Raw genomic sequence first — 22,841 nt, 5'->3', positions numbered from 1 at the left:
TGAGCATCGCGACACGGTCCCCGCCAGGCGGCAACAACTGCAAGAACCGGTGCATGTTCCGTCCCGCGCACGGCACGTGCGCCGCGCCACGCCACGCGGACTATGCGATGACGTCCGCGCCCCCCATCCACGGGCGCAGGGCCTCGGGAATCGCGATGCTGCCGTCGGCGCGCTGATAGTTCTCCATCACCGCGATCAGCGTGCGCCCCACCGCGAGGCCCGAGCCGTTGAGCGTGTGCACGAGTTCGGGCTTGCCGGTGTCCGGGTTGCGCCAGCGCGCCTGCATGCGCCGGGCCTGGAAGTCGCCGACGTTGGAGCACGAGGAGATCTCGCGGAAGGTCTGCTGCGACGGCAGCCAGACTTCGAGGTCGTAGGTCCTGCGTGCCGAGAACCCCATGTCGCCGGTGCACAGCAGCATGCGGCGATACGGCAGACCGAGGCGCTCAAGCACGGTTTCGGCGCAGCGGGTCATCCGCTCGTGCTCGGCCTCGCTGTCGTCCGGACGCGTCACGGACACCATTTCCACCTTCTCGAACTGGTGCTGGCGGATCATGCCGCGGGTGTCGCGGCCATGGCTGCCGGCCTCGGCGCGGAAGCACATCGAGTGCGCGGTCATGCGCAGTGGCAGGTCCGCGGCTTCGACGATTTCGTCGCGCACGATGTTGGTGAGCGGCACCTCGGCGGTGGGAATCAGGTAGCGCGTGCTGTCGCCCACCCGGGTGGCGAACATGTCGTCGACGAACTTGCCGAGCTGGGCGGTGCCTTCCATGGTCTCGGCATTGACGATCAGCGGCACGCTGGTTTCCTCGTAGCCGTGCTCGTTGACATGCAGGTCGAGCATGAACTGCGCGAGCGCGCGATGCAGTCGCGCAAGGCTGCCGCGCAGTACGGTGAAGCGTGCGCCGCTGAGCTTGGCGCCGGCATCGGCATCCAGCCAGCCGTGGCGCGTGCCCAGTTCCACGTGGTCGCGCACATCGAAATCGAACTGCGGGATCGCACCCCGGCGGTGCTGTTCGACGTTGGCCGACTCGTCCGCGCCCAGCGGCACGCCGTCATCCGGCAGGTTGGGCAGCGTGCGCACGATGGCGTCGATCTCGCCGCGGATGGCCTCCAGCCGCGCTTCACTTGCCTTGAGCTCGTCGCCGAACCCGGCCACTTCCGCCAGCAGCGCGGCGACATCCTCGCCCTTCGCCTTGGCCTGGCCGATCGCCTTGCTGCGGGTGTTGCGCAGGTTCTGCAACTCCTGCGTACGCACCTGGATCTGCTTGCGCTCGGCCTCCAGTCGTTCGAGGACAGCTGCATCGAACTCGAAGCCGCGCGTTTCGCGCAGGCGTCGGGCGATTTCATCGGGGCGGGCGCGCAGCAGGGATGGATCGAGCATCGGAACGTCCAGGCGGATGGCAATGACAGGCGATTATCGCCCGAGGGACCAGCGGCCGCATCCGCAGCGTGTGCAAGAATGCGGCGACGTCGACCGTCACTGGAAGAACTCCGCCTTGCGACTTGCCCGTTTGCCGTTGCCTGCCCGGACCGCCATCGCGATGGGCATCGCCTTCGCCGTCGGCCTGCTGCTGTTCGCCCTGGTCTATTTCGGCAACCGTGCGCCGGTGCTGCCGGGCGCGGACGTCGACCGTGAAGCACCCGTGCAGCCGCGCGCGTCCGGTGCACTGCCGGCGCCGCAGCCGGCCAGCGCGGATCCCGACGTGCCCGGCCTGTATGGGCCCGCGCCCGTGGATCCGGGCATCGCCGGTATGGCGCGGCCCGCAGCGGCGGTAACGCCGGCGCCGCAGGTACCCGGCGCGGCCGCCGACGCACCACCCTCCGCTGCCGCCGCGACGGCGCCCACCACCCGACCGGTCGCAGTCCGCCGGCAGCAGCCGAGCTACCCGCGCACGTCGTTGCGGCGTGGGCAAAGCGGCGAGGTGCTCGTGCGCGCACGGGTGGGTACCGATGGCCGTCCGCGCGACGTTGGCGTGGCCCGCAGCAGTGGCCACCCGGCACTCGACCGTGCGGCGGTTCGGGCGGTCGAGCGCTGGCGTTTCGAGCCGGCGCGGCGTGACGGCCAGCCGGTGGATGACGAGGTGCAGGTTCCGGTGGAGTTCGTCAGCGGGCGCGGATAAGTACGCGTGCGCACCCGTAACGCGGCCCGCACATCCGCTGTGGAACGCTCGACGCCCCACCTGAACAGGGGTCACCCATGAACGATCCACGCCGCACGGACGATGTCCGCCAACCCGCTGGCGAGCCGCCGCGCGAGTCGCTGCCGCGCAAGAGCTCCAGCCCCCTGCTGTGGATCCTCCTGCTGATCGCGCTGATCGCGGTTGGCTGGTACTTCTACAGCCAGCGCGGCCCCGTCAACGCGCCGGAGGCGCCGCCCACGCCGATCGGCACCAGCCCGGAGATCGGCGACGGCACCGCCCCGCCCCCGGCCAGCGAGCGCCCACGCCCCGAGCCCGCACCCGCGCCGGCCGTCGGCGTGACCCGCGATGCCAGCCCGGTGACCCCGATCGACCCCGGCTACCCGGCCGCCGCCCTGCGGGCACGTGAGGAGGGCCTTGTCATGCTGAGCGCCAGCGTCGACAGCGAGGGCCGGACCGGCGACATCGAGATCATCGAGTCCAGCCGTTCGCGGGAACTCGACCGTGCCGCGCTTGCGGCGGTACGCGATGCACGTTTCTCCCCGGCCATGCGCGATGGCGAGCCGATCGCCTCCACCGTGCAGGTGCCGGTGGACTTCCGCCTCGAGGCCAACGCGTCCGCGCAGCGCTGAGCACGCGCGACTTCAGGAAGTCCGATCCACGGCGAGTGCGGCAGGGAGGCCGCCCTCGCGTGCCAGGCCGAAGCCTGCGGCCTGGCCGAGTTCCACGAATCCCGGAAACGACGTGGCGACGTTGGCCACGTCCTCGATGATCACCGCATCGCGCGCGCACTGCGCGGCCACCGCGAACGCCATCGCCACGCGATGGTCGCCGTGGCTGTCGACGCGGCCGCCCCGCAGTTCGCCGCCATGGATGCGCGCCCCGTCCGGTGATTCGTCCACCCCGATGCCCAGGGTGCGCAGCCCCGCGGCGACCGTGGCGATGCGATCGGATTCCTTGACGCGCAGCTCGGCGGCGCCGCGCACGGTGGTCACGCCCTGCGCGCAGGCGGCAGCCACGAACAGTGCCGGGAACTCGTCGATCATGTCGGCGACATGTTCCACCGGCACCTCGATCCCATGCAGCGGCGCATGCCGGACGACGAGGTCGGCGACCGGCTCGCCGCCCTGCTCATTCACGGCCTCGACCGTGATGTCCGCGCCCATCCGCTGCATTACATGCAGCAGCCCGGTGCGTCGCGGGTTCATGCCCACCCGGCGCAGGCGCAGTTCCGAACCCGGCACCACGGTGGCGGCGACGATGAAGAACGCCGCCGAGGAGAAATCCGCGGGTACGTGCACGTCGGTCGCGCGCAGCCGGTGACCGCCAGGGACGATGGCGCGGCCCGGTGAGAACGTGATCGGCCAGCCGAACGCCGCCAGCATGCGCTCGGTGTAGTCGCGCGTGGGCTGCGGTTCGATGACGGTGGTACTGCCCTCGGCAAACAGACCTGCCAGCAACACCGCGGACTTCACCTGCGCACTGGCGATGTCGGCGATGAACTCGATGCCCTGCAGCCGCGTAGCGCCATGCACCTGCAGTGGCGGCAGCCCGCCATCGGCGGTGTCGATGCGCGCACCCATGCGCGCCAGCGGCACGGTGACGCGGTGCATCGGCCGCTTCGACAGCGAGGCATCGCCGACCAGTACGCTGTCGAACGGCTGACCGGCCAGCAGACCGGCGAGCAGGCGCATCGCGGTGCCGGCGTTGCCGCAGTCGAGCGCTGCCGACGGCGCGCGCAGGCCATCGATGCCCACGCCATGCACGATGCGGCTGCCGGCCTGCGGCGTGTCGATCCGCACGCCCAGTCGGCGGAAGATCGACTCGGTGGCGCGGGCGTCCTCGCCCTCGAGGAAGCCGTCGATGCGCGACACCCCATCGGCCAGCGATGCCAGCATGATCGCGCGGTGCGAAACCGACTTGTCGCCCGGAATTTCCAGCGTGCCGCGCAGGGCGGAGCCCGGCATGGCATTCCATGACACCAGGGGGGCGCTCATGGCACCGCCACCGGGAACGACCCCAGCACCCGCACGTCCCCGGCGAAGGCGTTGAGTTCGTCCAGTGCGTCGCGCAGCGGTGATTCCTCCGCGTGTCCCGACACCTCGATGAAGAACGCGTACTGCCAGAGCCCGCCATGGGCCGGGCGCGATTCGATGCGGTTCATGCTGATGCCACGCCGCGCCAGCGGATCGAGGATCGAATACAGGGCACCCGGCTGGTCGCGGATGAATACCAGCAGCGAGGTGCGGTCATTGCCCGACGGCGGGAAGGCCGCGCGGCCGATCACCAGGAAGCGTGTGGTGTTGTCGTCGCGGTCCTCGATCGGGCCGGCCACCACCTGCATGCCGTAGACATGGGCGGCGTTTTCGCCGGCGATCGCCGCTGCGTCGTCGGCATTGCGGGCGCGGCGCACGCCCTCGGCATTGCTCGCCACCGGATGCTTCTCGGCGGTGGCGAGGTGCTGGCGCAACCAATTGCGGCATTGCGCGAGGGAGAGACCGTGCGAGTACACGCGCTCGATGTCCGCGAGGCGGCCGGTGCGCGACAGCAGGTACTGATGCACCCGCAACTCGACCTCACCGCAGATCATCAGCGGCGAGGTCAGGAAGAGGTCCAGGGTCGACTGGATCGTGCCCTGCCCTGAATTCTCCACCGGCACCACGCCGAAGTCGGCGGTACCGCTGGCAACCTCGTCGAACACCTCCTCCACGCTCGCCAGCGGAATGCCCCGCGCGGAATGGCCGAAGTGCCGGTGCACGGCCTGCTGGGAGAAGGTGCCCTCCGGCCCGAGGTAACCGACCTTGAGCGGCTCCTGCTGGGCAAGGCACGCCGACATGATCTCGCGGAACAGCCGCACCAGCACCTCGTCCGACAGCGGGCCCTGGTTGCGGTCCACCACTCGGCGCAGCACCTGGGCTTCGCGCTCGGGCCGGTAGTAGTCCACCGCGGCGGCCAGCGGGCCCTTGGCGCGGCCGACCTGGCGTGCCCACTGCGCACGCTCGGCGATCAGCGACTGGATCTCGCGGTCGATGCCGTCGATCTGCGCGCGCACCGCGGCAAGGTCGGGCACGGCCGATGGCGCGTCGTCGCCCGTCCCGATGCCAGGCGGCCTGTCGTCGATCGTCATCGCTCAGCCCCGACGCTGCTGGAAGTCGCGCATGTAGGCCGCGAGCGCCTCCGCGCCGGCAACCGGCATCGCGTTGTAGATCGATGCGCGCATGCCGCCGAGCACGCGATGGCCGCGCAGCCCGATCAGGCCCGCCTCGCGGGCGCCGGCGAGGAAGTCCTCGTCCAGCGCGGCGTCGTGCAGGAAGAACGGTACGTTCATGCGCGAACGCACCGCCGCATCGACGTCGTTGCGGTAGAAGCCGCCGGAGCCGTCGATGGCCGCGTAGAGCACGTGCGCCTTCGCGGCGCTGCGACGGGCGAATTCCTCCACCCCGCCCTCGTCGAGCATCCAGCGCACGGTGAGCCCGAGCATGTACCAGTTCCAGCTGGGCGGCGTGTTGAGCATGGATTCCGCGGCAAGGTGCGCGCGGTAGTCGAAGATCTCCGCACGCGGCTGGCCCGCGCGCGCCAGCAGTTCACGATCGACCACCACGACACCGATGCCGACCGGGCCGAGGTTCTTCTGCGCACCGGCATAGATGAGCCCGTAACCGCCGACATCGATCGGCTCGGAGGCGATCGATGAGCTGAAGTCCGCGAACAGCGGCACCGGACCGGTGTCGGGCACCTCGCGGAACTCGACGCCATGGATGGTTTCGTTGGCGGTGATGTGTACATAGGCCGCATCCGCCGACAGCGCCCACTGCGCGCGTTCCGGGATGCTGCGAAAGCCGTCGGCCTCGCTGCTGGCGGCGATGCGCAGGTCGACGTACGGCGCCACCTGCTTCAGCGCTGTGCGCCCCCAGTGGCCGGTGACCACGTAATCGGCAGGCTGCCCCGGAGCGGCGAAGTTCAGTGCGATCAGCGCCTGCTGGGTGGTGGCACCGCCGCCGAGGAACAGCACCGCGTAGTCGTCTGGAATCCCGACCAGGGTCCGCAGGTCCGCTTCGGCGCGGCGTGCGACTTCGATGAATTCCTCGCCGCGATGGCTCAACTCGACGATCGATGCGCCGGCGTGGCCGTATTCGAGCATCTCCTCGCGGGCCCGCTCGAGGACGGGCTCGGGCAGCGCGGCCGGGCCGGCGCTGAAGTTGTAGGCACGCGACATGGTGGCGACATCCATCTGTGGGAGGCCGGCCGGCTGTGCGCCTGCCGGTGGCCTAGTATGCCGCAGCGTTGCGCAGGCAGGACGCGCGTTCGCGCGCATGCAACACCCACGGGCGCACACTGCCGTCGACCGGGTGCCCCACCCGACTGGAGCCGGATCATGGCAGGCGACCGCAGGATCTTGCGCGAGGCGCTGCGCATCCGCGAAGACGACGTCACCGACGAGGCCGTCTGGCGGCAGCGCCGCCGGCTGCTCGCCGCGTTCGGTGCACTTCCCGCGCTCGGGCTGTCGGCCTGCGCCGGGGCCGAAGCGCCTCCGGCACCCGCGGGACCGCCCCCGTCAGCTGCCTCGGTGGAGGCCGGCTTCTCCACCGACGAGGTGCTGACCCGCGAGACCGACGCCACCACCTACAACAACTTCTACGAGTTCGGCACCGGCAAGGCGGATCCCTCGCGCGCCGCGCGCACGCTGCACACCTCGCCGTGGCAGGTGGAGGTCGGCGGCGAATGCGCGCGGCCCGGCACGCTCGAACTCAACGACCTGTTGCGCGGCTTCCTGCCCGAGGAACGCATCTACCGGCTGCGCTGCGTGGAAGGCTGGTCGATGGTGATCCCGTGGCTGGGCGTGCCGCTGGGCGATGTGCTGCGACGCTTCGAGCCGACGTCCAATGCGAAGTACGTGGCGTTCACCACGCTGGCCGACCGCACCCAGATGCCCGGCATGCGCTACCGCTCGATCGACTGGCCCTACCGCGAGGGCCTGCGCATCGACGAGGCGATGCATCCGCTGACACTGCTGGCCACGGGGATGTACGGCAAGCCGCTGCCGCAGCAGAACGGCGCGCCGCTGCGGCTGGTGGTGCCGTGGAAGTACGGGTTCAAGAGCATCAAGTCGATCGTGGCCATCCACTTCGTCGAGCGAATGCCGCCCACCGCCTGGAACGACCTGCAGCCGCGCGAGTACGGGTTCTTCGCCAACGTCAATCCGGACGTGGACCATCCGCGCTGGAGCCAGGGCAGCGAACGGCGCATCAGCGGCACCGAGGGCAAGCTGTTCGCCAACCGCATCGCCACCCGGCCGTTCAACGGCTACGCGGACCAGGTGGCGTCGATGTACGCGGGCATGGACCTGCGTCGCTGGTACTGACCGCGCGTGCAGGCATCCACCCATCGCAGGGCCACGCCGGGCTGGCTGATCGCGGCCAAGGCCGGCGTGCATGCGCTGGCGCTCGCGCCGGTCGCGCTGTTGGCATTGCGCGCATGGCAGGTGCAGACCGGCGCCGACATCGACGCGCTGGGCCCGGACCCGGTGGCGATGATCGAACACACGCTCGGGCTGTGGGCGCTGCGGCTGTTGCTGCTGACCCTGGCGGTGACCCCCCTGCGGCAGCTGACAGGGCAGGCACAGCTGCTGCGCTTCCGACGCATGCTGGGGCTGTACGCCTTCTTCTATGCCAGCCTGCATTTCGCCGCGTGGCTGGTGCTGGACCTCCGCCTGGACTGGGCCGGCGTCGCCACCGAGATCGCCCGCCGGCCGTTCATCACCGTGGGTTTCCTTGCATGGCTGTTGCTGGTGCCACTCGCGGTCACGTCCACCCGTGGCTGGATGCGTCGCCTCGCCGGTGCGTGGCAGCGAGTGCATCGGCTGGTCTATGCGATCGCCGCCCTGGCGGTGCTGCATTTCTGGTGGGTGGTGAAGTCCGACATCCGCGAGCCGCTGCTGTACGCGGTGCTGCTTGCGCTGCTGCTGGGCTGGCGGTTGTGGCGCCGGCTGCATCCTCCGGCACGGCCAGCGCGTCGCGCAGGCTGATCACGGGCCCACGTGATGTGCGCGGATCAGTCCGCGCCGTACAGCAGCAACAGGCTGAGCAGGCCGGCGATCAGCAGCGCCGCCAGCAGCAGCCATGGCAGCGGCCACGGGCGTCGCCGTGGCGACCCGTCGTCGTCGGCCGGCAGTTCCACGTCCGGGAACGCCGGCTCGTGCGAGCCGCCGCCCAGCGGAGCCTCGACGACGAAGCGGTGGTAGGCATCGAAGACCACCTGGTCGCCCGGCTGCAGCAGCGCATCGCGCACGCTTTCGCCGTTGACGATGCTGCCGTCCGCGGAGCCCAGGTCACGCAACAGCACGTCACCGCCGACCAGTTCCACGCGCGCGTGTCGTTCGGCGAACGCTGGATCGTCGATATGGATGTCGGCCTCGGCGTGGCTCCCGACCAGCCGTGGACGATCGAGGGTGAAGCTGCGCCCATGGTGGCGCCCGCCGATCGCACGCAGGACGATGTGCAGCCCGGCCGCGGCGTCCGCCGGGGTCGCAAGCTCACTCACGCCCGGCCTGCGTACCGGTGCACCACCCAGCAGCCGCAATTCGGCACCTTCGATATGCAGGGTGTCGCCACGGCGCAGCATCGCCAGCCGCTGCACCGGACGCCCATTGACGTGCACCCCGCGCCTGCCTTCGCCGACCGTGAGCCACACGCCACGCCGGTCCACGCACAGCATGGCGATGGCGTCGCCACCGTCGATGCGGCCGATGCCGCCGCCGGGAAGCTGGCCGATGCGATGCATGCCGACATCGAGCGGCAGGTCAGGCTGATCGCCGCCGACGAAGCGGAGTCTGAGGATTTCCATGCGCGGCGAATCTAGCACGCGCATGGCTGGAGTCAGTCACCCGCTGCACGCAGAATGGATGCCCCTCCCGGTACCAGGTGCATCATGTCCGATATCGACATCCGCCATCCCCATTCGCTGCCACTGCCGCAGGCACGTGCGGCGGTCGAGGAGATCTCCGCGAAGCTGGCACAGAAGTTCGACGTGCGCTGCGCATGGAATGGCGACGTATTGAACTTCCAGCGCTCGGGCGTCGATGGCGCGATCGCGCTGGCCGGCGACGAGGTGCGGGTCACCGCGAAGCTCGGCTTCCTGCTGTCGGCGATGCGCGGCCCGATCGAAGCCGAGATCCGCCGGGTGCTGGAAAAGGAATTCAGCGCCTGAGGCACCCGGGCGGGGATCCTCCCCGCCCTCCGGCCCATGCCGTCACCGGACCTGCCGGCATACGGGCATCGACGACGCCTCTAGACGCCGCGCTAATGCCGGGTACGACACGATCGGCTGGTCACACGACGCTGGAGACCAGCATGGCGACGTACAAGAAAGCCGACGACACCCGCACCGCGACCCCGCCGCCACCGCCGCCCGAAACCTCGTTCCAGCGCGCCCTCGGCGAATCGGCGCAGCAGATCTGGCTCGCCGGACTCGGCGCGCTCGGGCGCGCGCAGGAGGAAGGCGGCCGGTTGTTCGAAACCCTGGTACGCGAGGGCCGCGAGCTCGATCGCAGTGCGCGTGGCCATTTCGACGCACATGCCGACGAACTGCGCGATGGCGTCGGGTCCACCGTCGATGACGCCCGCGAGCAGGTCACCGCCGGCTGGGAGCGCCTCGAGCGGCTGTTCGACGGCGGCCTGCAGCGCACCCTCACCCGTCTTGGCGTGCCGACCCGTCGCGATGTCGCCGAACTCAACGCGCGCATCGAGGCGTTGACGGCCGAGCTGCGCGCGCGCGACGCCGCAGCACGCCGCGAGAAGGCACGCCGGGCCGACGGCGACGACGCCGCCACCAAGCCGCGCGCCCCGGGCACACGCCGCAGCCGGTCCGGCGCGACCGGTGCCCGTTCGGCATCGGGCGGCACCGCGACGTCTGCAGTCGCACCTGGCGCCGCCAGCTCATCGTCATCGACCGCGGCCGCGAAACCGACGGGCGCCGGCACGACAGGCTCTGCTGGCACATCCACCACCCCGCTGCCGGCGACTTCCAGGGGGCCGGACACTGGCGCCTGACCACCAACGCCGGGATGTCCGGGCAGGTGCCGCCGCAGGCGGCGCCTTTAACCCCCAGCGCGAATCCGTCTATCCTGCCGACCGCCGGCCGCAGGGGACCGGCCTCGAAAAGGGGTTGTCGTGAGTGCAGTACTGCAGTGGGTCGTCACACTGGCGGTGATGGCGGCGGTGGGGATCCTGGGAACCGTCTATGTGCGCGGCGTGCTGATGCGCCGCGACGAGACCGCCGCGGGCATCCGTGCGCTTGCGGCGATGTCCTGGCGGGAATTCCTGCACCTGGTGCTGGAGGCCATGGCCCGTCGCGGATTCACCCGCGTTCTGGACAGGGAGGTCGCTTCGGGCGACAGCGAGTACACCCTGGGCCGCGGTCAGGAACGCTGGCTACTGGCGTGCAAGCACGGCAGCGCCTACGTGATCGGCAAACTGACGGTCAACGAGCTGGTCAGCGACGTGCACATGGCCAATGCGACCGGTGGACTGCTGGTCACCCAGGGGCAGATCGACGACAACGCGCGCGCGGCTTCTGCCAACCAGCGCATCGAACTGCTTGATGGCGCCACCCTGTGGCCGGAAGTGCGCGAGCTGGTCAAGCCTGCCCAGCTGGAGGCGATCTGCGCAGGCGCCGCCCAGCGCGCCCGCCAGCGCACGCTGATGGTCTGGTTGGCGGCGCTGCTGGCCGGCATCGCGACGTTCATGGTGGTGCCCACCCTGCTCCCGCCGCGCACGGAAGCGTCCGCGGCGCCGACGGTGTCGGTGCCTGCATCGGGTCCGCCCACTGCACCATCCGGCGATACCCTCGAGGCCGAAGCGACGGATCTGTCGCCGGAGCAGCAACGCCAGGCCGCCATCACCGCGATCGCGACGCTGCCGATGGTCGACCGCGCCCTCTGGACCACCCAGTCCACGCTGGAGGTCCATCTGCTCGATACCGACGCCGACCAGGCGTTCGAGGCGCTATGCCCGCTGATCGTCCGTCACTCGGCGATCTCCTCGTCCCGGATCCAGCTGACGCCTCCCCCGGGCAGCGCCGCGCAGGTGCGGTTCCGGCAGTGCCGGAGCTACTGACGACCGGCTACGGCATCGCCCAGGCGGTGTCACGGCCTGGTCATCCTGCTGCCATGGTCCGATCATCAGCCCGCGATTGAATGTGCCGCGAGCGGAATCGGCCCGCCGCACCAGAGCACGTCGTGTCCATGAAGCACTACGCCCGGTTCGCGGCGGCTGCGTTTCGCCTGTCAGACCTGCCCGCACGCCCGGCACCACGTGGCGGGCGTTGGACGTCCGTTGCGCCAGCAGGCAGGCAATCGACAGCGTTCTTCTCTCTCCCCTCCCTTGGCGGGCCTCCGGGCCCGTTTTTTTTTGCGCCAGGGGCGGTAGATGGTCCGGCGCACCGGCCATGGCCGGTGCGCCGGAGCCGCATGGTCGGCGGTCCGCGCCCGGCAATGTAATCAAGCTGAAACAAAAACATCATTTTATATGCGCATCCGCCGGTCAGCCGGCCTTCCATGAATCCGGAGTGCTCATGAACCTCTCCCGAGCCGGTCTGGCGACCCTGGCCCTGTCGATCGCCTTCGGCCTGGCCGCATGCCAGCCCTCCGGCGATGCGCAGACCACCGCCGGTGGCGCGTCCGCCGATGGCAGCAGTGCGCAGGGCAGCAACGACCGCGTGGCCGCCGAGATCTCGGGTGCCGGCGCCTCCTTCATCTTCCCGCTGGTGTCGAAGTGGTCGGCCGATTACAACGCCGCCACCGGCAACCGCGTCAATTACCAGTCGATCGGCTCGGGCGGCGGCATCGCCCAGATCAAGGCCGGCACCGTGGATTTCGGCTCCTCGGACCGCCCGCTCGACAGCGCCGAGCTTGCCGAAGCCGGCCTCGGCCAGTTCCCGTCCGCGATCGGCGGCGTGGTCCCCGTGGTGAACATCGAAGGCCTCGCACCCGGCCAGTTGCGCCTGGACGGCCCGACCCTTGCGCGCATTTTCCTGGGCGAGATCACCACGTGGAACGATCCGGCGATCGTGGCGCTCAACGGGGGCACCTCGCTGCCCAGCGGCAAGATCAGCATCGTCCACCGCTCCGACGGCTCCGGCACCACGTTCAACTTCACCAACTACCTGTCCAAGGTCAGCCCGGAATGGAAGTCCAGGGTCGGCGAAGGCACTACGGTCCAGTGGTCGACCGGCGTGGGCGGCAAGGGCAATGAAGGCGTGGCCTCGTACGTGCAGCAGATCCGCGGCTCGATCGGCTACGTGGAACTGGCCTACGCGCTGCAGAACAGCATGCCCTACGCCTCGCTGCGCAATGCCGCCGGCAACTGGGTGGAACCCAGTGAAGCAAGCTTCGCCGCGGCCGCCGAGACCGCGGACTGGGCGAACGCGCAGGACTTCAACCTGGTGATCACCGACGCCCCGGGCGCCGAGGCCTGGCCGATCACCGCCACCAACTTCATGCTGATGCACAAGCAGCCGCGCGATGCGGAGCGCGCGCGCGCGACGCTCGAGTTCTTCCAGTGGGCGTTCGCCAACGGCAAGACCCAGGCCGCCGAGCTCCACTACGTGCCGTTGCCCGAGCCGCTTGTGCAGCAGGTGCAGGCGTACTGGCAGAGCGAGTTCGGCTTCCAGCCGCAGCAGTAAGGACCGGCCGACAGCCTGCGCATGAACGCGATTTCCATCCCCGAGTCGCGGCCGGCCCCCACCGGTCGCGACATCCGCGATGCACGTGCGGACCGCCTGTTCCGCTGGGTACTCACCGGCACCGTGGTGTTCGTGCTGCTGGCGCTGGCCAGCGCGGCGCTGTCGATGCTGTGGGGCGGGCGCGACGTGCTCGCCAGCGAAGGCCTGAGCTTCTTCTATTCGTCCGACTGGAACCCGGTCGAGAACCGGTACGGCGCGCTGGTGCCGATCTACGGCACCATCGTCACCGCGCTCATCGCGATGGTGATCGCGGTACCGGTGAGCTTCGGCATCGCGTTCTTCCTCACCGAGGTCGCGCCACGCTGGCTGCGCGGCCCGGTCGGCACCGCCATCGAACTGCTGGCGGGCATTCCCTCGATCATCTACGGCATGTGGGGCCTGTTCGTGCTGGTGCCGGTGATGACCGAGTACGTCACCCCCTGGCTCAACGACCACCTCGGCACCGTGCCCGGCATCGGCATGCTGTTCCGCGGCCCGCCGCTGGGCATCGGCATGCTCACCGCCGGCTTCGTGCTGGCGATCATGGTGATCCCCTTCATTTCCTCCGTGATGCGCGAGGTGTTCCTGACGGTCCCCACGCGGCTCAAGGAATCCGCCTATGCGCTCGGTGCGACGAAGTGGGAAGTCAGCTGGGACATCGTGCTGCCCTACACCCGGTCCGCGGTGATCGGCGGCGTGTTCCTCGGCCTGGGTCGTGCGCTGGGCGAGACGATGGCGGTGGCGTTCGTCATCGGCAATTCGGTCCGCCTGACGCCGTCCCTCCTCGAGCCCGGAACCACCATCGCCGCGCTGATCGCGAATGACTTCGGCGAGGCCACCGAGACCTACCGCTCCGCGCTGCTGCTGCTCGGCTTCGTGCTGTTCCTGGTGACGTTCGTGGTGCTCGCGATCGCCCGGTTCATGCTCATGCAACTGTCGCGCCGGGAGGGCACATGATGGCCGCGAACGGGAGCCACGTCGCGCGCGGATCCGATGCGCTCTACCTGCGCCGGCGCATCCGCAACGTCATCGCCATCGTGCTGTCCGTGCTCACCGCATGCTTCGGCCTGTTCTTCCTCGGCTGGATCCTCTGGACGCTGGTGGCCAAGGCGGCCGGCGGCATCAACATCGAGCTCTTCACGCAGATGACGCCGCCGCCGATGGTCGAAGGCGGCCTGCTCAACGCGTTCTTCGGAAGTGCGGTGATGTGCGCCCTGGCGATCGGCATCGGCACGCCGCTGGGCGTGGCCGCGGGAACGTGGCTCGCCGAGTACGGCGGCGCACGCAAGATCGGCATCGTGGTGCGTTTCGTCAACGACATCCTGCTGTCGGCACCGTCGATCGTGCTCGGACTGTTCGTCTACACCCTGTTCGTGATGCAGACCGGGGGCCGCTTCTCGGGACTCGCCGGCGCGATCGCCCTGGCCTTCATCGTATTGCCGGTGGTGGTACGCACCACCGACGAAATGCTGCGCCTGGTCCCGACGCAGATGCGCGAGGCCGCACTGTCGTTGGGCATTCCGCAGTGGAAGGTCATCGTGCAGGTGCTGTACCGGAGCGCGATGGCAGGTATCGTGACCGGCGTGCTGCTGGCCCTGGCCCGCATTTCGGGCGAAACCGCGCCACTGCTGTTCACCGCCTTCGGCAACCAGTACTGGAACAGCGACATCATGCGTCCGATGGCGAGCGTTCCGGTGGTGATGTACCAGTACGCCGGCAGCCCGTATGAATCCTGGCAGCAGCTTGCGTGGGCCGGCGCACTGGTGCTGACCGCGTTCGTGCTGGTTGTCAGCCTGCTCGCACGCGTGCTGCTGCTGCGCAACCGCATCACCAACGACTGACCCGCCATGACCTTCCTCGCGACGGACCTGTCCATGAACGAATCCACCGCCCACGCGCCGCAGCGGATCCAGCTCGCGACGCCCGAACGCGCGACGCAGGCCGATGCTCCGGTGAAGATCGCCGCACGCAACCTGGACTTCCATTACGGCAAGTTCCACGCGCTCAAGGGCATCAACATCGAGATTCCGGAGAAGCGGGTCACGGCGATGATCGGGCCGTCGGGCTGCGGCAAATCCACGCTGCTGCGGGTGTTCAACCGCATCTACGCGCTGTATCCGGGCATGCAGGCCAGCGGCGAGGTGCTGCTGGATGGGGAGAACGTGCTGGCGCCGAAGTACCCGCTCAACCGCCTGCGCTCGAAGGTGGGCATGGTGTTCCAGAAGCCGGTGCCGTTCCCGATGACGATCTACGAGAACGTCGCCTACGCGATCCGCCACCACGAGAAGCTGTCCAAGGCGCAGATGCACGAGCGCGTGGAACTGGCGCTGCGGCAGGCGGCGCTGTGGGACGAGGTCAAGGACAAGCTCGGCCAGAGCGCGCTGGGCCTGTCGGGCGGCCAGCAGCAGCGGCTGTGCATCGCGCGTGCGGTGGCGCTGCGCCCCGACGTGCTGCTGCTCGACGAGCCCACCTCGGCACTCGACCCGATCTCCACCAGCCGCATCGAACAGCTGGTCGAGGAGCTCAAGCGCGACTACACGATCGTCATCGTCACCCACAACATGCAGCAGGCCGCGCGCGTCTCGGACTTCACCGCCTTCATGTACCTCGGGGACATGATCGAGCACGACACCACGCAGGCGATCTTCTCCAACCCCTCGAAGCAGCAGACCGAGGACTACATCACCGGCCGGTTCGGCTGACGTTGCCATTCGTGCCCGCACGCTTCGCAGCCGCCCGGACCACCCCTCTCGGGAACCTCCCATGACCACGCAGCCCCACAACCATATCGTCAAGAGCTACGACGACGAACGCCAGCGTCTGCTGGCGGAGATCCTGCGGATGGGCGAAATGGCTGCGTCGCAGCTGGAAGCGGCACTCGACGTGATCGAGCGTCGCGACGACAACGCCGCCGCGCGCATCGTCGCCAACGACGAAGCGATCGACGAGCTGGAGAAGGAGGTCAGCCACGACGTCATGCGCCTGGCCCTGCGCGGCCCGCTGGCGCGCGACCTGCGCGAGATCCTGTCCGCGTTGCGGATTTCCTCCGACATCGAACGTATCGGCGACTATGCCGCCAATGCCGCCAAGCGGTCGGTCGCACTCAACCAGTCGCCCCCGCTGCCGCTCACCCGCGGCCTCAACGGGCTGGCCGAGCTGGCCGTGCGCCAGCTGCGCGAGGTGCTGGTGGCCTATCGCGACCTGGACGCCGACGCCGCGCAGCGGGTGCGGGAATCCGACGCCGAACTGGACGCGCGCTACACCGGTCTGTTCCGCGAGCTGCTGACCTACATGATGGAAGACGCACGCTCGATCACACCGTGCACGCACCTGCTGTTCATCGCCAAGAACCTCGAGCGCATTGGCGACCACGCCACCAACATCGCCGAGAACGTGTGGTTCCTGGTGCATGGCGACGACAGCCTGCCGCCGCGCGAGAAGCGCGATACGACCAACACCGTGGGTTGAGACGAGAAGTTCGTCCTGGAGCGAGCGGGTACGCGGCCCTGGACGCGCGTCCATCCCGCCGCGTCACGACGTGAGCGATACCGCTTCCCTCTCCTTCCGCGCAAGCCACTTGCGCGCCATCCGCCGGAGTGAGGGGTCGGCCGCGTTGTCTGTCGCAACGCGATCGATCGGTCGCCATGCAAGCGCATGCGACTCCTCGCTGACCACGAAGTTCTCGTCTGTACCCGCCCGCACGACGTAACGCACGTCGTGGTGCCAGTGCCCGGGCACGTCAGTGCGCGCCGGGATCCAGTGCCGGTCGAGGTCGAAGATGGCCGGCTCCACCGTCAACCCGCTCAGCCCGGTTTCCTCGCAGGCTTCGCGCAGCGCCGAGGCCGCAAGGTCGCGATCGCCGTCGGCATGCCCGCCCGGCTGCAGCCAGCGGTCGAGCTTGCGGTGGTGGGTGAGCAGGGTGCGCGTGCCATCCATGCTGACCAGCCACGCCGACGCCGTGAAGTGGCCGGCGAGGCGTTCGCGCACGAAGGGATCGTCGACGTCGTCGACCAGTGCGATGAATGCGCCGGCCACATCGGCTTCTTCCGGCCAGCGGCGCGCGTAATCGGCGAAGGCCGCGAGCAGCGTCCGCGACGGTGTGTCGACAGGCATGACCAATGGCATACGGAGTGGCGGAAAGCGCACGATTATCCATGGCTTCACGCGCTTGTGATCCCGTTGCAGCTTTGGCAAGGTACGGCGGTTGCGTTCCCGGGGGGAGCGCGCACCGCAGGCGTCGGCTGCCGACGTCCCGCTCGTACTCAATGCTGGGGAACAACATGCTCAGAGACCTCTTCAGGGTCAAACCGGTCGAAGCCGCACCGCGCGTGGACGCGGGTGAACCAGTCGAAGGGAGTCTCCAGGGCGAAGCCCAACTCAAGCGCACCCTCACCGCGAAGCACCTCGTGCTGCTCGGGCTGGGCGCGGTCATCGGCGCCGGCATCTTCGTGCTGACCGGTCAGGCCGCGGCCAACCACGCCGGCCCGGCGATCATGCTGAGCTTCGTCATCGCCGGCATCGCCTGCGCCCTGGCCGGCCTGTGCTATGCCGAGTTCGCGGCGCTGCTGCCGGTCTCGGGCAGTGCGTATTCGTATTCCTATGCCACGCTGGGCGAATTCGTCGCCTGGTTCATCGGCTGGTGCCTGGTGCTCGAATACCTGTTCGCCTCCTCCACGGTGGCGGTCGGCTGGTCCGGGTATCTCGTGAGCTTCCTCACGTCGACGCTGGGCATACCCTTCCCGGCGGAGCTTGCCGGTGCGCCGATCGCCTGGGAGAACGGTGGCTTCGTGCGTACCGCCAACATCTTCAACCTGCCCGCGGTCGTCATCGTCGCCGCGGTGAGCGGGCTGTGCTATGTCGGCATCACCCAGTCCGCGTTCGTCAACGGCATCGTCGTGGCGATCAAGGTCACGGTCATCGCCGCATTCCTCGGTGTCGGCATCTTCTACGTCGATCCCGCCAACTGGACGCCCTTCATCCCGGAGAACACCGGCCCGGGCCAGTTCGGCATGGACGGCGTGTTCCGCGCGGCCACCGTGGTGTTCTTCGCCTATATCGGCTTCGACGCGGTCTCGACCGCGGCCGGCGAGGCCAAGAACCCGCAGCGCGACATGCCGATCGGCATCCTCGGTTCGCTGGCGCTGTGCACGGTGATCTACATCGCGGTCTGCGCGGTGCTGACCGGCATGACACCCTTCACCGAACTCAACACCGCCAAGCCGGTGGCCACCGCACTCGAGCCGTATGCGGAGCTCGCGTGGCTGAAGACCGCTGTCGAGATCGGCGCCATCGCCGGCCTGTCGTCGGTGATCCTGGTGATGCTGATGGCGCAGCCGCGCATCTTCTACACGATGTCGCGCGACGGCCTGCTTCCTGGGATCTTCGGCAAGGTGCACCCGAAGCACCACACGCCCTACGTCGGCACGATCATCGTCGGCATCGCCGCGTGCCTGCTGGCGGGCCTGATGCCGCTGAGCGTGCTCGGCGAACTGGTGTCGATGGGCACCCTGGTCGCGTTCGCCACTGTGTGCCTGGGCGTGCTGGTGCTGCGCCGTACGCGCCCCGAACTGCACCGGCCGTTCCGCGTTCCGGCGGCGACGATCATCTGCCCGCTCGGCTTCCTCGCCTGCATGTTCCTGTTCTCCCAGTCGTTCCTGGAGCACTGGAAGCTGTTCACCGCGTGGACCTTCGTCGGCCTGCTGATCTACTTCTTCTACGGGCGCCGCAACAGCAAGCTCAACACCCGTTGATGCATGACCATCCCGGCCCGCCGCGTGCGGGCCGGAATGTGTTTCCCGCACCCGAAGGGTGCGCCTCTCCAGCTGGATGCGCGGATGTCCACCGTCTCCACGGCCAAGAAGATCGGCCCCGTGCTTGCGACCTTCATGGTCGCCAACAACATGATCGGTTCGGGGTTCTTCCTGCTGCCGGCCACGCTGGCCCGTTCCGGCGCGATCACCGCGCTGAGCTGGCTGCTGGCGACCTGCCTGGCGGTGGTGCTGGGCGCGGCCTTCGCCCGCCTGGCGCGGCAGTACCCGGAAATGAACTCGCCCGACGACTACGTGCGCCCGGTGCTCGGGCGTGACTTCGGCTTCCTCACCAGCACCCTGTACTGGGTGTCGTCGTGGATCGGCAACAACGCCATCGCGGTGGCGGCGTTCGGATACCTGATCCTGCTGCTGCCGATCGAGGATGGCTACGGCGTGCGCCTGGCCGGTCAGCTCCTGCTGATCTGGCTGATGTTCGCGCTCAACATGATGGGTCCGCGGCCGATTGCCCGCTTCCAGTCGTTCTGCGTGGTGTTCGGGCTGCTGCCGGTGGCAGCCGTGCTGATCGCCGGCTGGGCAAGCTTCGACCAGGGCATCTACCGCGCGGCCTGGAATGTCTCCGGCGAATCGGATGCGGCGGTGGTGTTCGGCTCGCTGGCGCCGATCTTCTGGGCCTTCATCGGCCTGGAAACCGGTGCGATGGTGGCCGGCGTGGTGGACGACCCCGACCGCAACGTGCCGCGCGCCACCATCGGCGGCGTGCTCATCGCCGGCACCGTGTACCTGGTGTCGTCGGTGCTGATGATGGGCATCGTGCCGGCCGACGTCCTGGCCGATTCGAGCGCTCCGTTCGCGCTGGTTGCCGGCGAGATGTTCGGCGCCTGGGCGATCCCGGTGATTGCCGCGGCCGCGGCGATCAAGGCCACCGGCACGCTGGGCGGCTGGATGCTGGTGTCGGGCGAGACCGGCGCCCGTGCGGCACAGCGTGGTTACCTGCCGGCGATCTTCGGCCGCCTACGCGCAAACGGCTCCGCCGGCTGGGGGCTCTTCATCGTCGCGCTGTCGATGAGCGCGATCGCAGTGCTGACCATGGCCTCCACGGTCGGTGCCCAGTTCGAGGTCATCATCGAGATGGTGGTGATGCTGGTGGTGATGGCCTATGCCACCGCCGGTCTGGCGCTACTGCTGGGCACCCGCGAGCGTCCGTCGGGCCGTCGCGAGCGCATGCTGGGCATGGGCGCACTAGTGGCCTGCGGCCTGCTGGTGTGGTCGACCCCGGTCGACACCCTGATCGGCTCGCTGGTCATCGCCCTGCTCGCCTGGGCCGCCTACCGCGGCTTTGCGCGGCGCAGCCCGGACGTGCGCTGAAGCTGGCCCGCTGCGGGACGCACCACCCGAGGCGGTGAGGCGCCGTCCGGAGCCGCAAATGCTGCGGCCTCCAACTCACGACGCCGCGACGGCCTTCTAGACCCGCTCCACGCTCTGTTCCAACGCCACCACTGGCCCCGCATCCACCGGCTCGCCCCCGGACACGATCGCCGCCAGCGCGAGATCGCCGGTCACGTTGAGCGTGGTCCGGCACATGTCGAGAAAATGGTTCACGCCCAGGATCAGGCCGATCCCGATCGGGTTGACGCCCACCATCGCGCAGATCAACGCGATCACCGGCAGCGAGCCCGAGGGCACGCCGGCGGTGCCGATGCCGCCGAGGATGCACACCAGCATCACCATGAACTGCTGGCCCAGCGTCAGCTCCACGCCGAAGAACTGCGCCAGGAACAGCACCGTCACGCCCTCGAACAGCGCAGTGCCGTTCTGGTTGGCGGTCGCTCCGACGGTGAGCACGAAACGCGAGACCCGCGGTGGAAGGTGCAGGTTCTCCTCCGCCACCCGCAGCGCGGTCGGCAACGTCGCGTTGCTCGACGCGGTGGAGAACGCCATCAGCATCGCTTCCTGGATGTTGCGGAAGAACGCCAGCGGCGAATGGCCGGCAAGCTTCAGCGCGATCGAATAGCTGACGAACATGTGCAGCGCGAGCGCGCCGACGACCACGCCGACGAACGCACCGAGGCGGATCAGCAGCTCGAAGCCGAAGATCGCCGCCAGGTTGAACATGAAACAGAACACCGCGTACGGCGCCAGCCGGATGACCAGCCCGATCAGCGTCATCGACACCTCGAACACCGCCTCGATCACCCGCCGCAAGGGCGCCGTCTTTTCCGGGTCGGTCAGCACGATGCCGATGCCGAACATCACCGCGAAGAACATCAGCGCGAGGATCGAGGCATTGCTCGACGCGGCGTCGATGACGTTGCTCGGCACGATCGACAGCAGCATGTCCATGCCGCGCGGGGTGTCATCGACGCTGGCGACGATCTGCTGCGTGCGCCCGGTGTTCTCGGCGATCAGTGAATCCGCAAGCACCGGGTCCACGCCCGCACCCGGGCGCAGCCAGTTGGTGGCCACCAGCCCGATCAGCACCGCAACCGTGGACAGCGCCACCGTGCAGGCCAGTGTCCTCCAGCCGATCCGGCCGAGCGAGCGCACGTCGCCCATCTCGGCGATGCCCGCCACCAGCGCCGAGAACAGCAGCGGGACGATCAGCATGAAGATCAGGTTGAGGAAGATCGTGGAGAACGGCGTGGTCACGTAGCGCGTGACCGCCTGCACCCACTCCGCATCCGCGCTGGTCAGATAGGCCACGAGCCCGGCCACGAGGCCGGCGACGAAGCCGATGAGCATCTTCCAGTGCAGCGGGAGCCTGCGACGTGGTGCTGGCGCTGCTGCTGACGCTGACGACGACACCATGGCCATCTCTCCCCGGGACGCGGCAGCTTAGGCAGGCCGCGGCACCCACGCCAGTCCTGCCGGGCAACGGTATAGTGGCGGCTGTTCGAGGAAGTCCTGCCATGAGCGCCGTTCCATACGACACCAAGCAGCTGGCCGATGCCGCCGGCGAGATCATCGTCAACGTCCGCGAACTGGCGGCGCTCGGGTGGACGCCGGCCACCAGCAGCAACTTCTCGCAGCGCCTGGATGCCGGGCACGCTGCGATCACCATATCCGGGCGCGACAAGGGTCGCCTCACCGAGGCCGACATCATGGTGGTCGACCTCGACGGCCAGGCCGTCGGCAGCCAGCACCGCCCGTCTGCCGAGACCCTGCTGCACACCCGGCTCTACCGCCGCGATGCGGAGATCGGTTGCGTGCTGCACACGCATTCGCACAACCAGACCGTCGCCTCGCGCCTGTTCGCCGGCGAAGGCCGCGTCCGTCTCGAGGGCTACGAACTGCTGAAGGCGTTCCGTGGCAACGCCACCCACGAAGCCGCGATCGACCTGCCGGTGCTGCCCAACAGCCAGCACATGCCGACGCTTGCGGCGCTGGTCGACACCCTGCTCGACCAGACACCGATGTGGGGCTATCTGATCGATGGCCATGGCCTGTACGCCTGGGGCCGCGACATGGCGGAAGCGCGCCGCCACCTGGACGCGTTCGAGTTCCTGATCGGTTGCGAACTCGACCTGCGACGGCTGGGCGTGCGCGGCTGAACACCCCGGCCGTTGCGTGGCGTGTCGCCTTGTGTTCCGCCGGCCGCACCCCCACGCCGGACTTCAATGCACAACCTGTGCCGCCCTCTCCGCGGCCAAAGGAGCCCCCGATGAGCCGACTGCGCATCTTCGCCGACGATGCCCCCGATGTTCCGCTGCTGACCAGCCACGACGGCGACGAGATCGCCCGCGAGCTGGCCCGCATCGGCGTGACCTTCGAGCGCTGGCAGGCCAGCCAGCCGGTGGCGCCGGGGGCGTCGCAGGAAGAAGTCATTGCCGCCTACCGTGACGACATCGACCGCCTGGTCGCCGAGCGCGGCTTCAACAGCGTCGACGTCATCAGCATCGCCCCCGACAACCCGAAGCGCGAGGAAATGCGCGAGAAGTTCCTCGACGAGCACTTCCACAAGGAGGACGAGGTGCGCTTCTTCGTGGCAGGCTCGGGGCTGTTCACGCTGCACGTGGATGACCGCGTCTACGAGATCGAGTGCGTCAAGGACGACCTGATCGCGGTGCCGGACGGCACCACGCACTGGTTCGACATGGGCCCGGAGCCGAACTTCGTGGCGATCCGTTTCTTCCAGCAGCCCGACGGCTGGATCGGCCATTTCACCGGCACCGACATCGCCCGGAAATTCCCGCGCTACCAGCGCGACTGAGTCCGC

The 22,841-nt window shown here is 69.0% G+C and carries 23 protein-coding genes; 16 read left to right on the top strand and 7 right to left on the bottom strand.

Translation table 11 applies throughout. The features are described from left to right. Positions 1-100 precede the first annotated feature (100 nt). Positions 101-1,381 (bottom strand): serine--tRNA ligase, encoded by a 1,281-nt coding sequence (gene serS, locus LDO11_RS02535; RefSeq protein WP_232140208.1) that lies wholly within the window; start codon positions 1,379-1,381, stop codon positions 101-103. A 115-nt stretch (positions 1,382-1,496) separates the two neighbouring features. On the opposite strand from serS, the gene LDO11_RS02530 reads away from it, so the two are divergent. Then, complete coding sequence (locus tag LDO11_RS02530; RefSeq protein ID WP_232140207.1) at positions 1,497-2,120, top strand: energy transducer TonB; 624 nt, start codon at positions 1,497-1,499, stop codon at positions 2,118-2,120. A 77-nt stretch (positions 2,121-2,197) separates the two neighbouring features. Beyond that, positions 2,198-2,770 (top strand): energy transducer TonB, encoded by a 573-nt coding sequence (locus LDO11_RS02525; protein ID WP_129135763.1) that lies wholly within the window; start codon positions 2,198-2,200, stop codon positions 2,768-2,770. A gap of 12 nt (positions 2,771-2,782) precedes the next feature. Here LDO11_RS02525 and aroA read toward each other — a convergent pair whose 3' ends face one another. The 3 genes from aroA to serC are packed head-to-tail and all read right to left on the bottom strand — an operon-like array spanning position 2,783 to position 6,354. Next, a complete protein-coding gene (gene aroA, locus LDO11_RS02520) occupies positions 2,783-4,135 on the bottom strand; it encodes a 3-phosphoshikimate 1-carboxyvinyltransferase (RefSeq protein WP_232140206.1) in 1,353 nt (450 codons plus the stop codon). Further along, a complete protein-coding gene (gene pheA, locus LDO11_RS02515) occupies positions 4,132-5,265 on the bottom strand; it encodes a prephenate dehydratase (protein ID WP_129135761.1) in 1,134 nt (377 codons plus the stop codon). The genes aroA and pheA overlap by 4 nt, the downstream gene beginning before the upstream one ends. A gap of 3 nt (positions 5,266-5,268) precedes the next feature. Next, positions 5,269-6,354: a 3-phosphoserine/phosphohydroxythreonine transaminase gene (serC, locus tag LDO11_RS02510; RefSeq protein WP_232140328.1), complete on the bottom strand. Its 1,086-nt coding sequence runs from the start codon at positions 6,352-6,354 to the stop codon at positions 5,269-5,271. Positions 6,355-6,513: 159 nt separating this feature from the next. Here serC and msrP point away from each other — a divergent pair, with 159 nt between their 5' ends. Continuing rightward, complete coding sequence (msrP, locus tag LDO11_RS02505; RefSeq protein WP_232140205.1) at positions 6,514-7,500, top strand: protein-methionine-sulfoxide reductase catalytic subunit MsrP; 987 nt, start codon at positions 6,514-6,516, stop codon at positions 7,498-7,500. 45 nt (positions 7,501-7,545) lie between these two features. Next, positions 7,546-8,163 carry a protein-methionine-sulfoxide reductase heme-binding subunit MsrQ gene (msrQ, locus tag LDO11_RS02500; RefSeq protein WP_232140327.1) on the top strand — a complete coding sequence of 206 codons (618 nt, stop codon included), beginning with the start codon at positions 7,546-7,548 and terminating at the stop codon, positions 8,161-8,163. Positions 8,164-8,189: 26 nt separating this feature from the next. On the opposite strand, the gene LDO11_RS02495 is transcribed toward msrQ, so the two are convergent. Beyond that, positions 8,190-8,981 (bottom strand): FHA domain-containing protein, encoded by a 792-nt coding sequence (locus tag LDO11_RS02495; RefSeq protein ID WP_232140204.1) that lies wholly within the window; start codon positions 8,979-8,981, stop codon positions 8,190-8,192. Positions 8,982-9,065: 84 nt separating this feature from the next. On the opposite strand from LDO11_RS02495, the gene LDO11_RS02490 reads away from it, so the two are divergent. The 8 genes from LDO11_RS02490 (at position 9,066) to phoU (ending at position 16,325) form a co-directional block, all read left to right on the top strand. Then, positions 9,066-9,344, top strand: coding sequence for a polyhydroxyalkanoic acid system family protein (locus LDO11_RS02490; protein WP_232140203.1), 279 nt, complete (start codon positions 9,066-9,068; stop codon positions 9,342-9,344). Positions 9,345-9,487: 143 nt separating this feature from the next. Beyond that, positions 9,488-10,186 (top strand): phasin family protein, encoded by a 699-nt coding sequence (locus tag LDO11_RS02485; RefSeq protein ID WP_232140202.1) that lies wholly within the window; start codon positions 9,488-9,490, stop codon positions 10,184-10,186. 120 nt (positions 10,187-10,306) lie between these two features. Next, positions 10,307-11,251, top strand: a complete 945-nt coding sequence (locus LDO11_RS02480; RefSeq protein WP_232140201.1) for a restriction endonuclease — start codon at positions 10,307-10,309, stop codon at positions 11,249-11,251. A 457-nt stretch (positions 11,252-11,708) separates the two neighbouring features. Beyond that, the gene (gene pstS, locus LDO11_RS02475) at positions 11,709-12,818 is read left to right on the top strand and encodes a phosphate ABC transporter substrate-binding protein PstS (RefSeq protein ID WP_232140200.1); all 1,110 of its coding nucleotides are present in this window, start codon (positions 11,709-11,711) and stop codon (positions 12,816-12,818) included. Positions 12,819-12,839: 21 nt separating this feature from the next. Next, the gene (gene pstC, locus LDO11_RS02470) at positions 12,840-13,814 is read left to right on the top strand and encodes a phosphate ABC transporter permease subunit PstC (RefSeq protein ID WP_232140199.1); all 975 of its coding nucleotides are present in this window, start codon (positions 12,840-12,842) and stop codon (positions 13,812-13,814) included. Continuing rightward, a complete protein-coding gene (gene pstA, locus LDO11_RS02465; protein ID WP_100323107.1) occupies positions 13,814-14,698 on the top strand; it encodes a phosphate ABC transporter permease PstA in 885 nt (294 codons plus the stop codon). Before pstC ends, pstA begins: the two co-directional genes overlap by 1 nt. Positions 14,699-14,731: 33 nt before the next feature. Continuing rightward, the gene (pstB, locus tag LDO11_RS02460) at positions 14,732-15,559 is read left to right on the top strand and encodes a phosphate ABC transporter ATP-binding protein PstB (protein ID WP_435574578.1); all 828 of its coding nucleotides are present in this window, start codon (positions 14,732-14,734) and stop codon (positions 15,557-15,559) included. 61 nt (positions 15,560-15,620) lie between these two features. Further along, on the top strand, positions 15,621-16,325 hold the full coding sequence (gene phoU, locus LDO11_RS02455; protein WP_232140197.1) for a phosphate signaling complex protein PhoU: 705 nt from the start codon (positions 15,621-15,623) through the stop codon (positions 16,323-16,325). A 63-nt stretch (positions 16,326-16,388) separates the two neighbouring features. Here the strand turns inward: phoU and LDO11_RS02450 are convergent, their stop codons facing one another. Continuing rightward, positions 16,389-16,970, bottom strand: a complete 582-nt coding sequence (locus LDO11_RS02450; protein ID WP_129135755.1) for an NUDIX hydrolase — start codon at positions 16,968-16,970, stop codon at positions 16,389-16,391. A gap of 167 nt (positions 16,971-17,137) precedes the next feature. Here LDO11_RS02450 and LDO11_RS02445 point away from each other — a divergent pair, with 167 nt between their 5' ends. Next, complete coding sequence (locus LDO11_RS02445; RefSeq protein ID WP_232140196.1) at positions 17,138-18,607, top strand: amino acid permease; 1,470 nt, start codon at positions 17,138-17,140, stop codon at positions 18,605-18,607. 84 nt (positions 18,608-18,691) lie between these two features. Continuing rightward, complete coding sequence (locus LDO11_RS02440; protein ID WP_164972135.1) at positions 18,692-19,993, top strand: amino acid permease; 1,302 nt, start codon at positions 18,692-18,694, stop codon at positions 19,991-19,993. 96 nt (positions 19,994-20,089) lie between these two features. Here the strand turns inward: LDO11_RS02440 and LDO11_RS02435 are convergent, their stop codons facing one another. Further along, positions 20,090-21,433 (bottom strand): dicarboxylate/amino acid:cation symporter, encoded by a 1,344-nt coding sequence (locus LDO11_RS02435; protein WP_343226073.1) that lies wholly within the window; start codon positions 21,431-21,433, stop codon positions 20,090-20,092. Positions 21,434-21,534: 101 nt separating this feature from the next. On the opposite strand from LDO11_RS02435, the gene LDO11_RS02430 reads away from it, so the two are divergent. Both LDO11_RS02430 and LDO11_RS02425 read left to right on the top strand, forming a co-directional pair. Beyond that, entirely contained in the window at positions 21,535-22,176 is a 642-nt protein-coding gene (locus tag LDO11_RS02430; RefSeq protein ID WP_129135752.1) for a methylthioribulose 1-phosphate dehydratase, read from the top strand. A gap of 110 nt (positions 22,177-22,286) precedes the next feature. After that, positions 22,287-22,835 (top strand): 1,2-dihydroxy-3-keto-5-methylthiopentene dioxygenase, encoded by a 549-nt coding sequence (locus LDO11_RS02425; protein WP_129135751.1) that lies wholly within the window; start codon positions 22,287-22,289, stop codon positions 22,833-22,835. The last annotated feature ends 6 nt before the right edge of the window (positions 22,836-22,841 follow it).

It is taken from the genome of Alterluteimonas muca (assembly GCF_021191595.1).
Classification (GTDB): Bacteria; Pseudomonadota; Gammaproteobacteria; order Xanthomonadales; family Xanthomonadaceae; genus Luteimonas; species Luteimonas muca.
Note: the sequence above shows the minus strand (reverse complement) of the source record. Positions and strands in the feature narration are given on the sequence as shown.

What these genes read in the sequence shown, in the direction of transcription:
- serS (WP_232140208.1), bottom strand. Translation starts at nt 1,381, where the DNA reads ATGCTCGATCCATCCCTGCTGCGCGCCCGCCCCGATGAAATCGCCCGA.
- LDO11_RS02525 (WP_129135763.1), top strand. Translation starts at nt 2,198, where the DNA reads ATGAACGATCCACGCCGCACGGACGATGTCCGCCAACCCGCTGGCGAG.
- aroA (WP_232140206.1), bottom strand. Translation starts at nt 4,135, where the DNA reads ATGAGCGCCCCCCTGGTGTCATGGAATGCCATGCCGGGCTCCGCCCTG.
- pheA (WP_129135761.1), bottom strand. Translation starts at nt 5,265, where the DNA reads ATGACGATCGACGACAGGCCGCCTGGCATCGGGACGGGCGACGACGCG.
- serC (WP_232140328.1), bottom strand. Translation starts at nt 6,354, where the DNA reads ATGTCGCGTGCCTACAACTTCAGCGCCGGCCCGGCCGCGCTGCCCGAG.
- msrP (WP_232140205.1), top strand. Translation starts at nt 6,514, where the DNA reads ATGGCAGGCGACCGCAGGATCTTGCGCGAGGCGCTGCGCATCCGCGAA.
- LDO11_RS02495 (WP_232140204.1), bottom strand. Translation starts at nt 8,981, where the DNA reads ATGGAAATCCTCAGACTCCGCTTCGTCGGCGGCGATCAGCCTGACCTG.
- LDO11_RS02490 (WP_232140203.1), top strand. Translation starts at nt 9,066, where the DNA reads ATGTCCGATATCGACATCCGCCATCCCCATTCGCTGCCACTGCCGCAG.
- LDO11_RS02485 (WP_232140202.1), top strand. Translation starts at nt 9,488, where the DNA reads ATGGCGACGTACAAGAAAGCCGACGACACCCGCACCGCGACCCCGCCG.
- pstS (WP_232140200.1), top strand. Translation starts at nt 11,709, where the DNA reads ATGAACCTCTCCCGAGCCGGTCTGGCGACCCTGGCCCTGTCGATCGCC.
- pstC (WP_232140199.1), top strand. Translation starts at nt 12,840, where the DNA reads ATGAACGCGATTTCCATCCCCGAGTCGCGGCCGGCCCCCACCGGTCGC.
- pstA (WP_100323107.1), top strand. Translation starts at nt 13,814, where the DNA reads ATGGCCGCGAACGGGAGCCACGTCGCGCGCGGATCCGATGCGCTCTAC.
- pstB (WP_435574578.1), top strand. Translation starts at nt 14,732, where the DNA reads ATGAACGAATCCACCGCCCACGCGCCGCAGCGGATCCAGCTCGCGACG.
- phoU (WP_232140197.1), top strand. Translation starts at nt 15,621, where the DNA reads ATGACCACGCAGCCCCACAACCATATCGTCAAGAGCTACGACGACGAA.
- LDO11_RS02450 (WP_129135755.1), bottom strand. Translation starts at nt 16,970, where the DNA reads ATGCCTGTCGACACACCGTCGCGGACGCTGCTCGCGGCCTTCGCCGAT.
- LDO11_RS02445 (WP_232140196.1), top strand. Translation starts at nt 17,138, where the DNA reads ATGCTCAGAGACCTCTTCAGGGTCAAACCGGTCGAAGCCGCACCGCGC.
- LDO11_RS02440 (WP_164972135.1), top strand. Translation starts at nt 18,692, where the DNA reads ATGTCCACCGTCTCCACGGCCAAGAAGATCGGCCCCGTGCTTGCGACC.
- LDO11_RS02435 (WP_343226073.1), bottom strand. Translation starts at nt 21,433, where the DNA reads ATGGTGTCGTCGTCAGCGTCAGCAGCAGCGCCAGCACCACGTCGCAGG.
- LDO11_RS02430 (WP_129135752.1), top strand. Translation starts at nt 21,535, where the DNA reads ATGAGCGCCGTTCCATACGACACCAAGCAGCTGGCCGATGCCGCCGGC.
- LDO11_RS02425 (WP_129135751.1), top strand. Translation starts at nt 22,287, where the DNA reads ATGAGCCGACTGCGCATCTTCGCCGACGATGCCCCCGATGTTCCGCTG.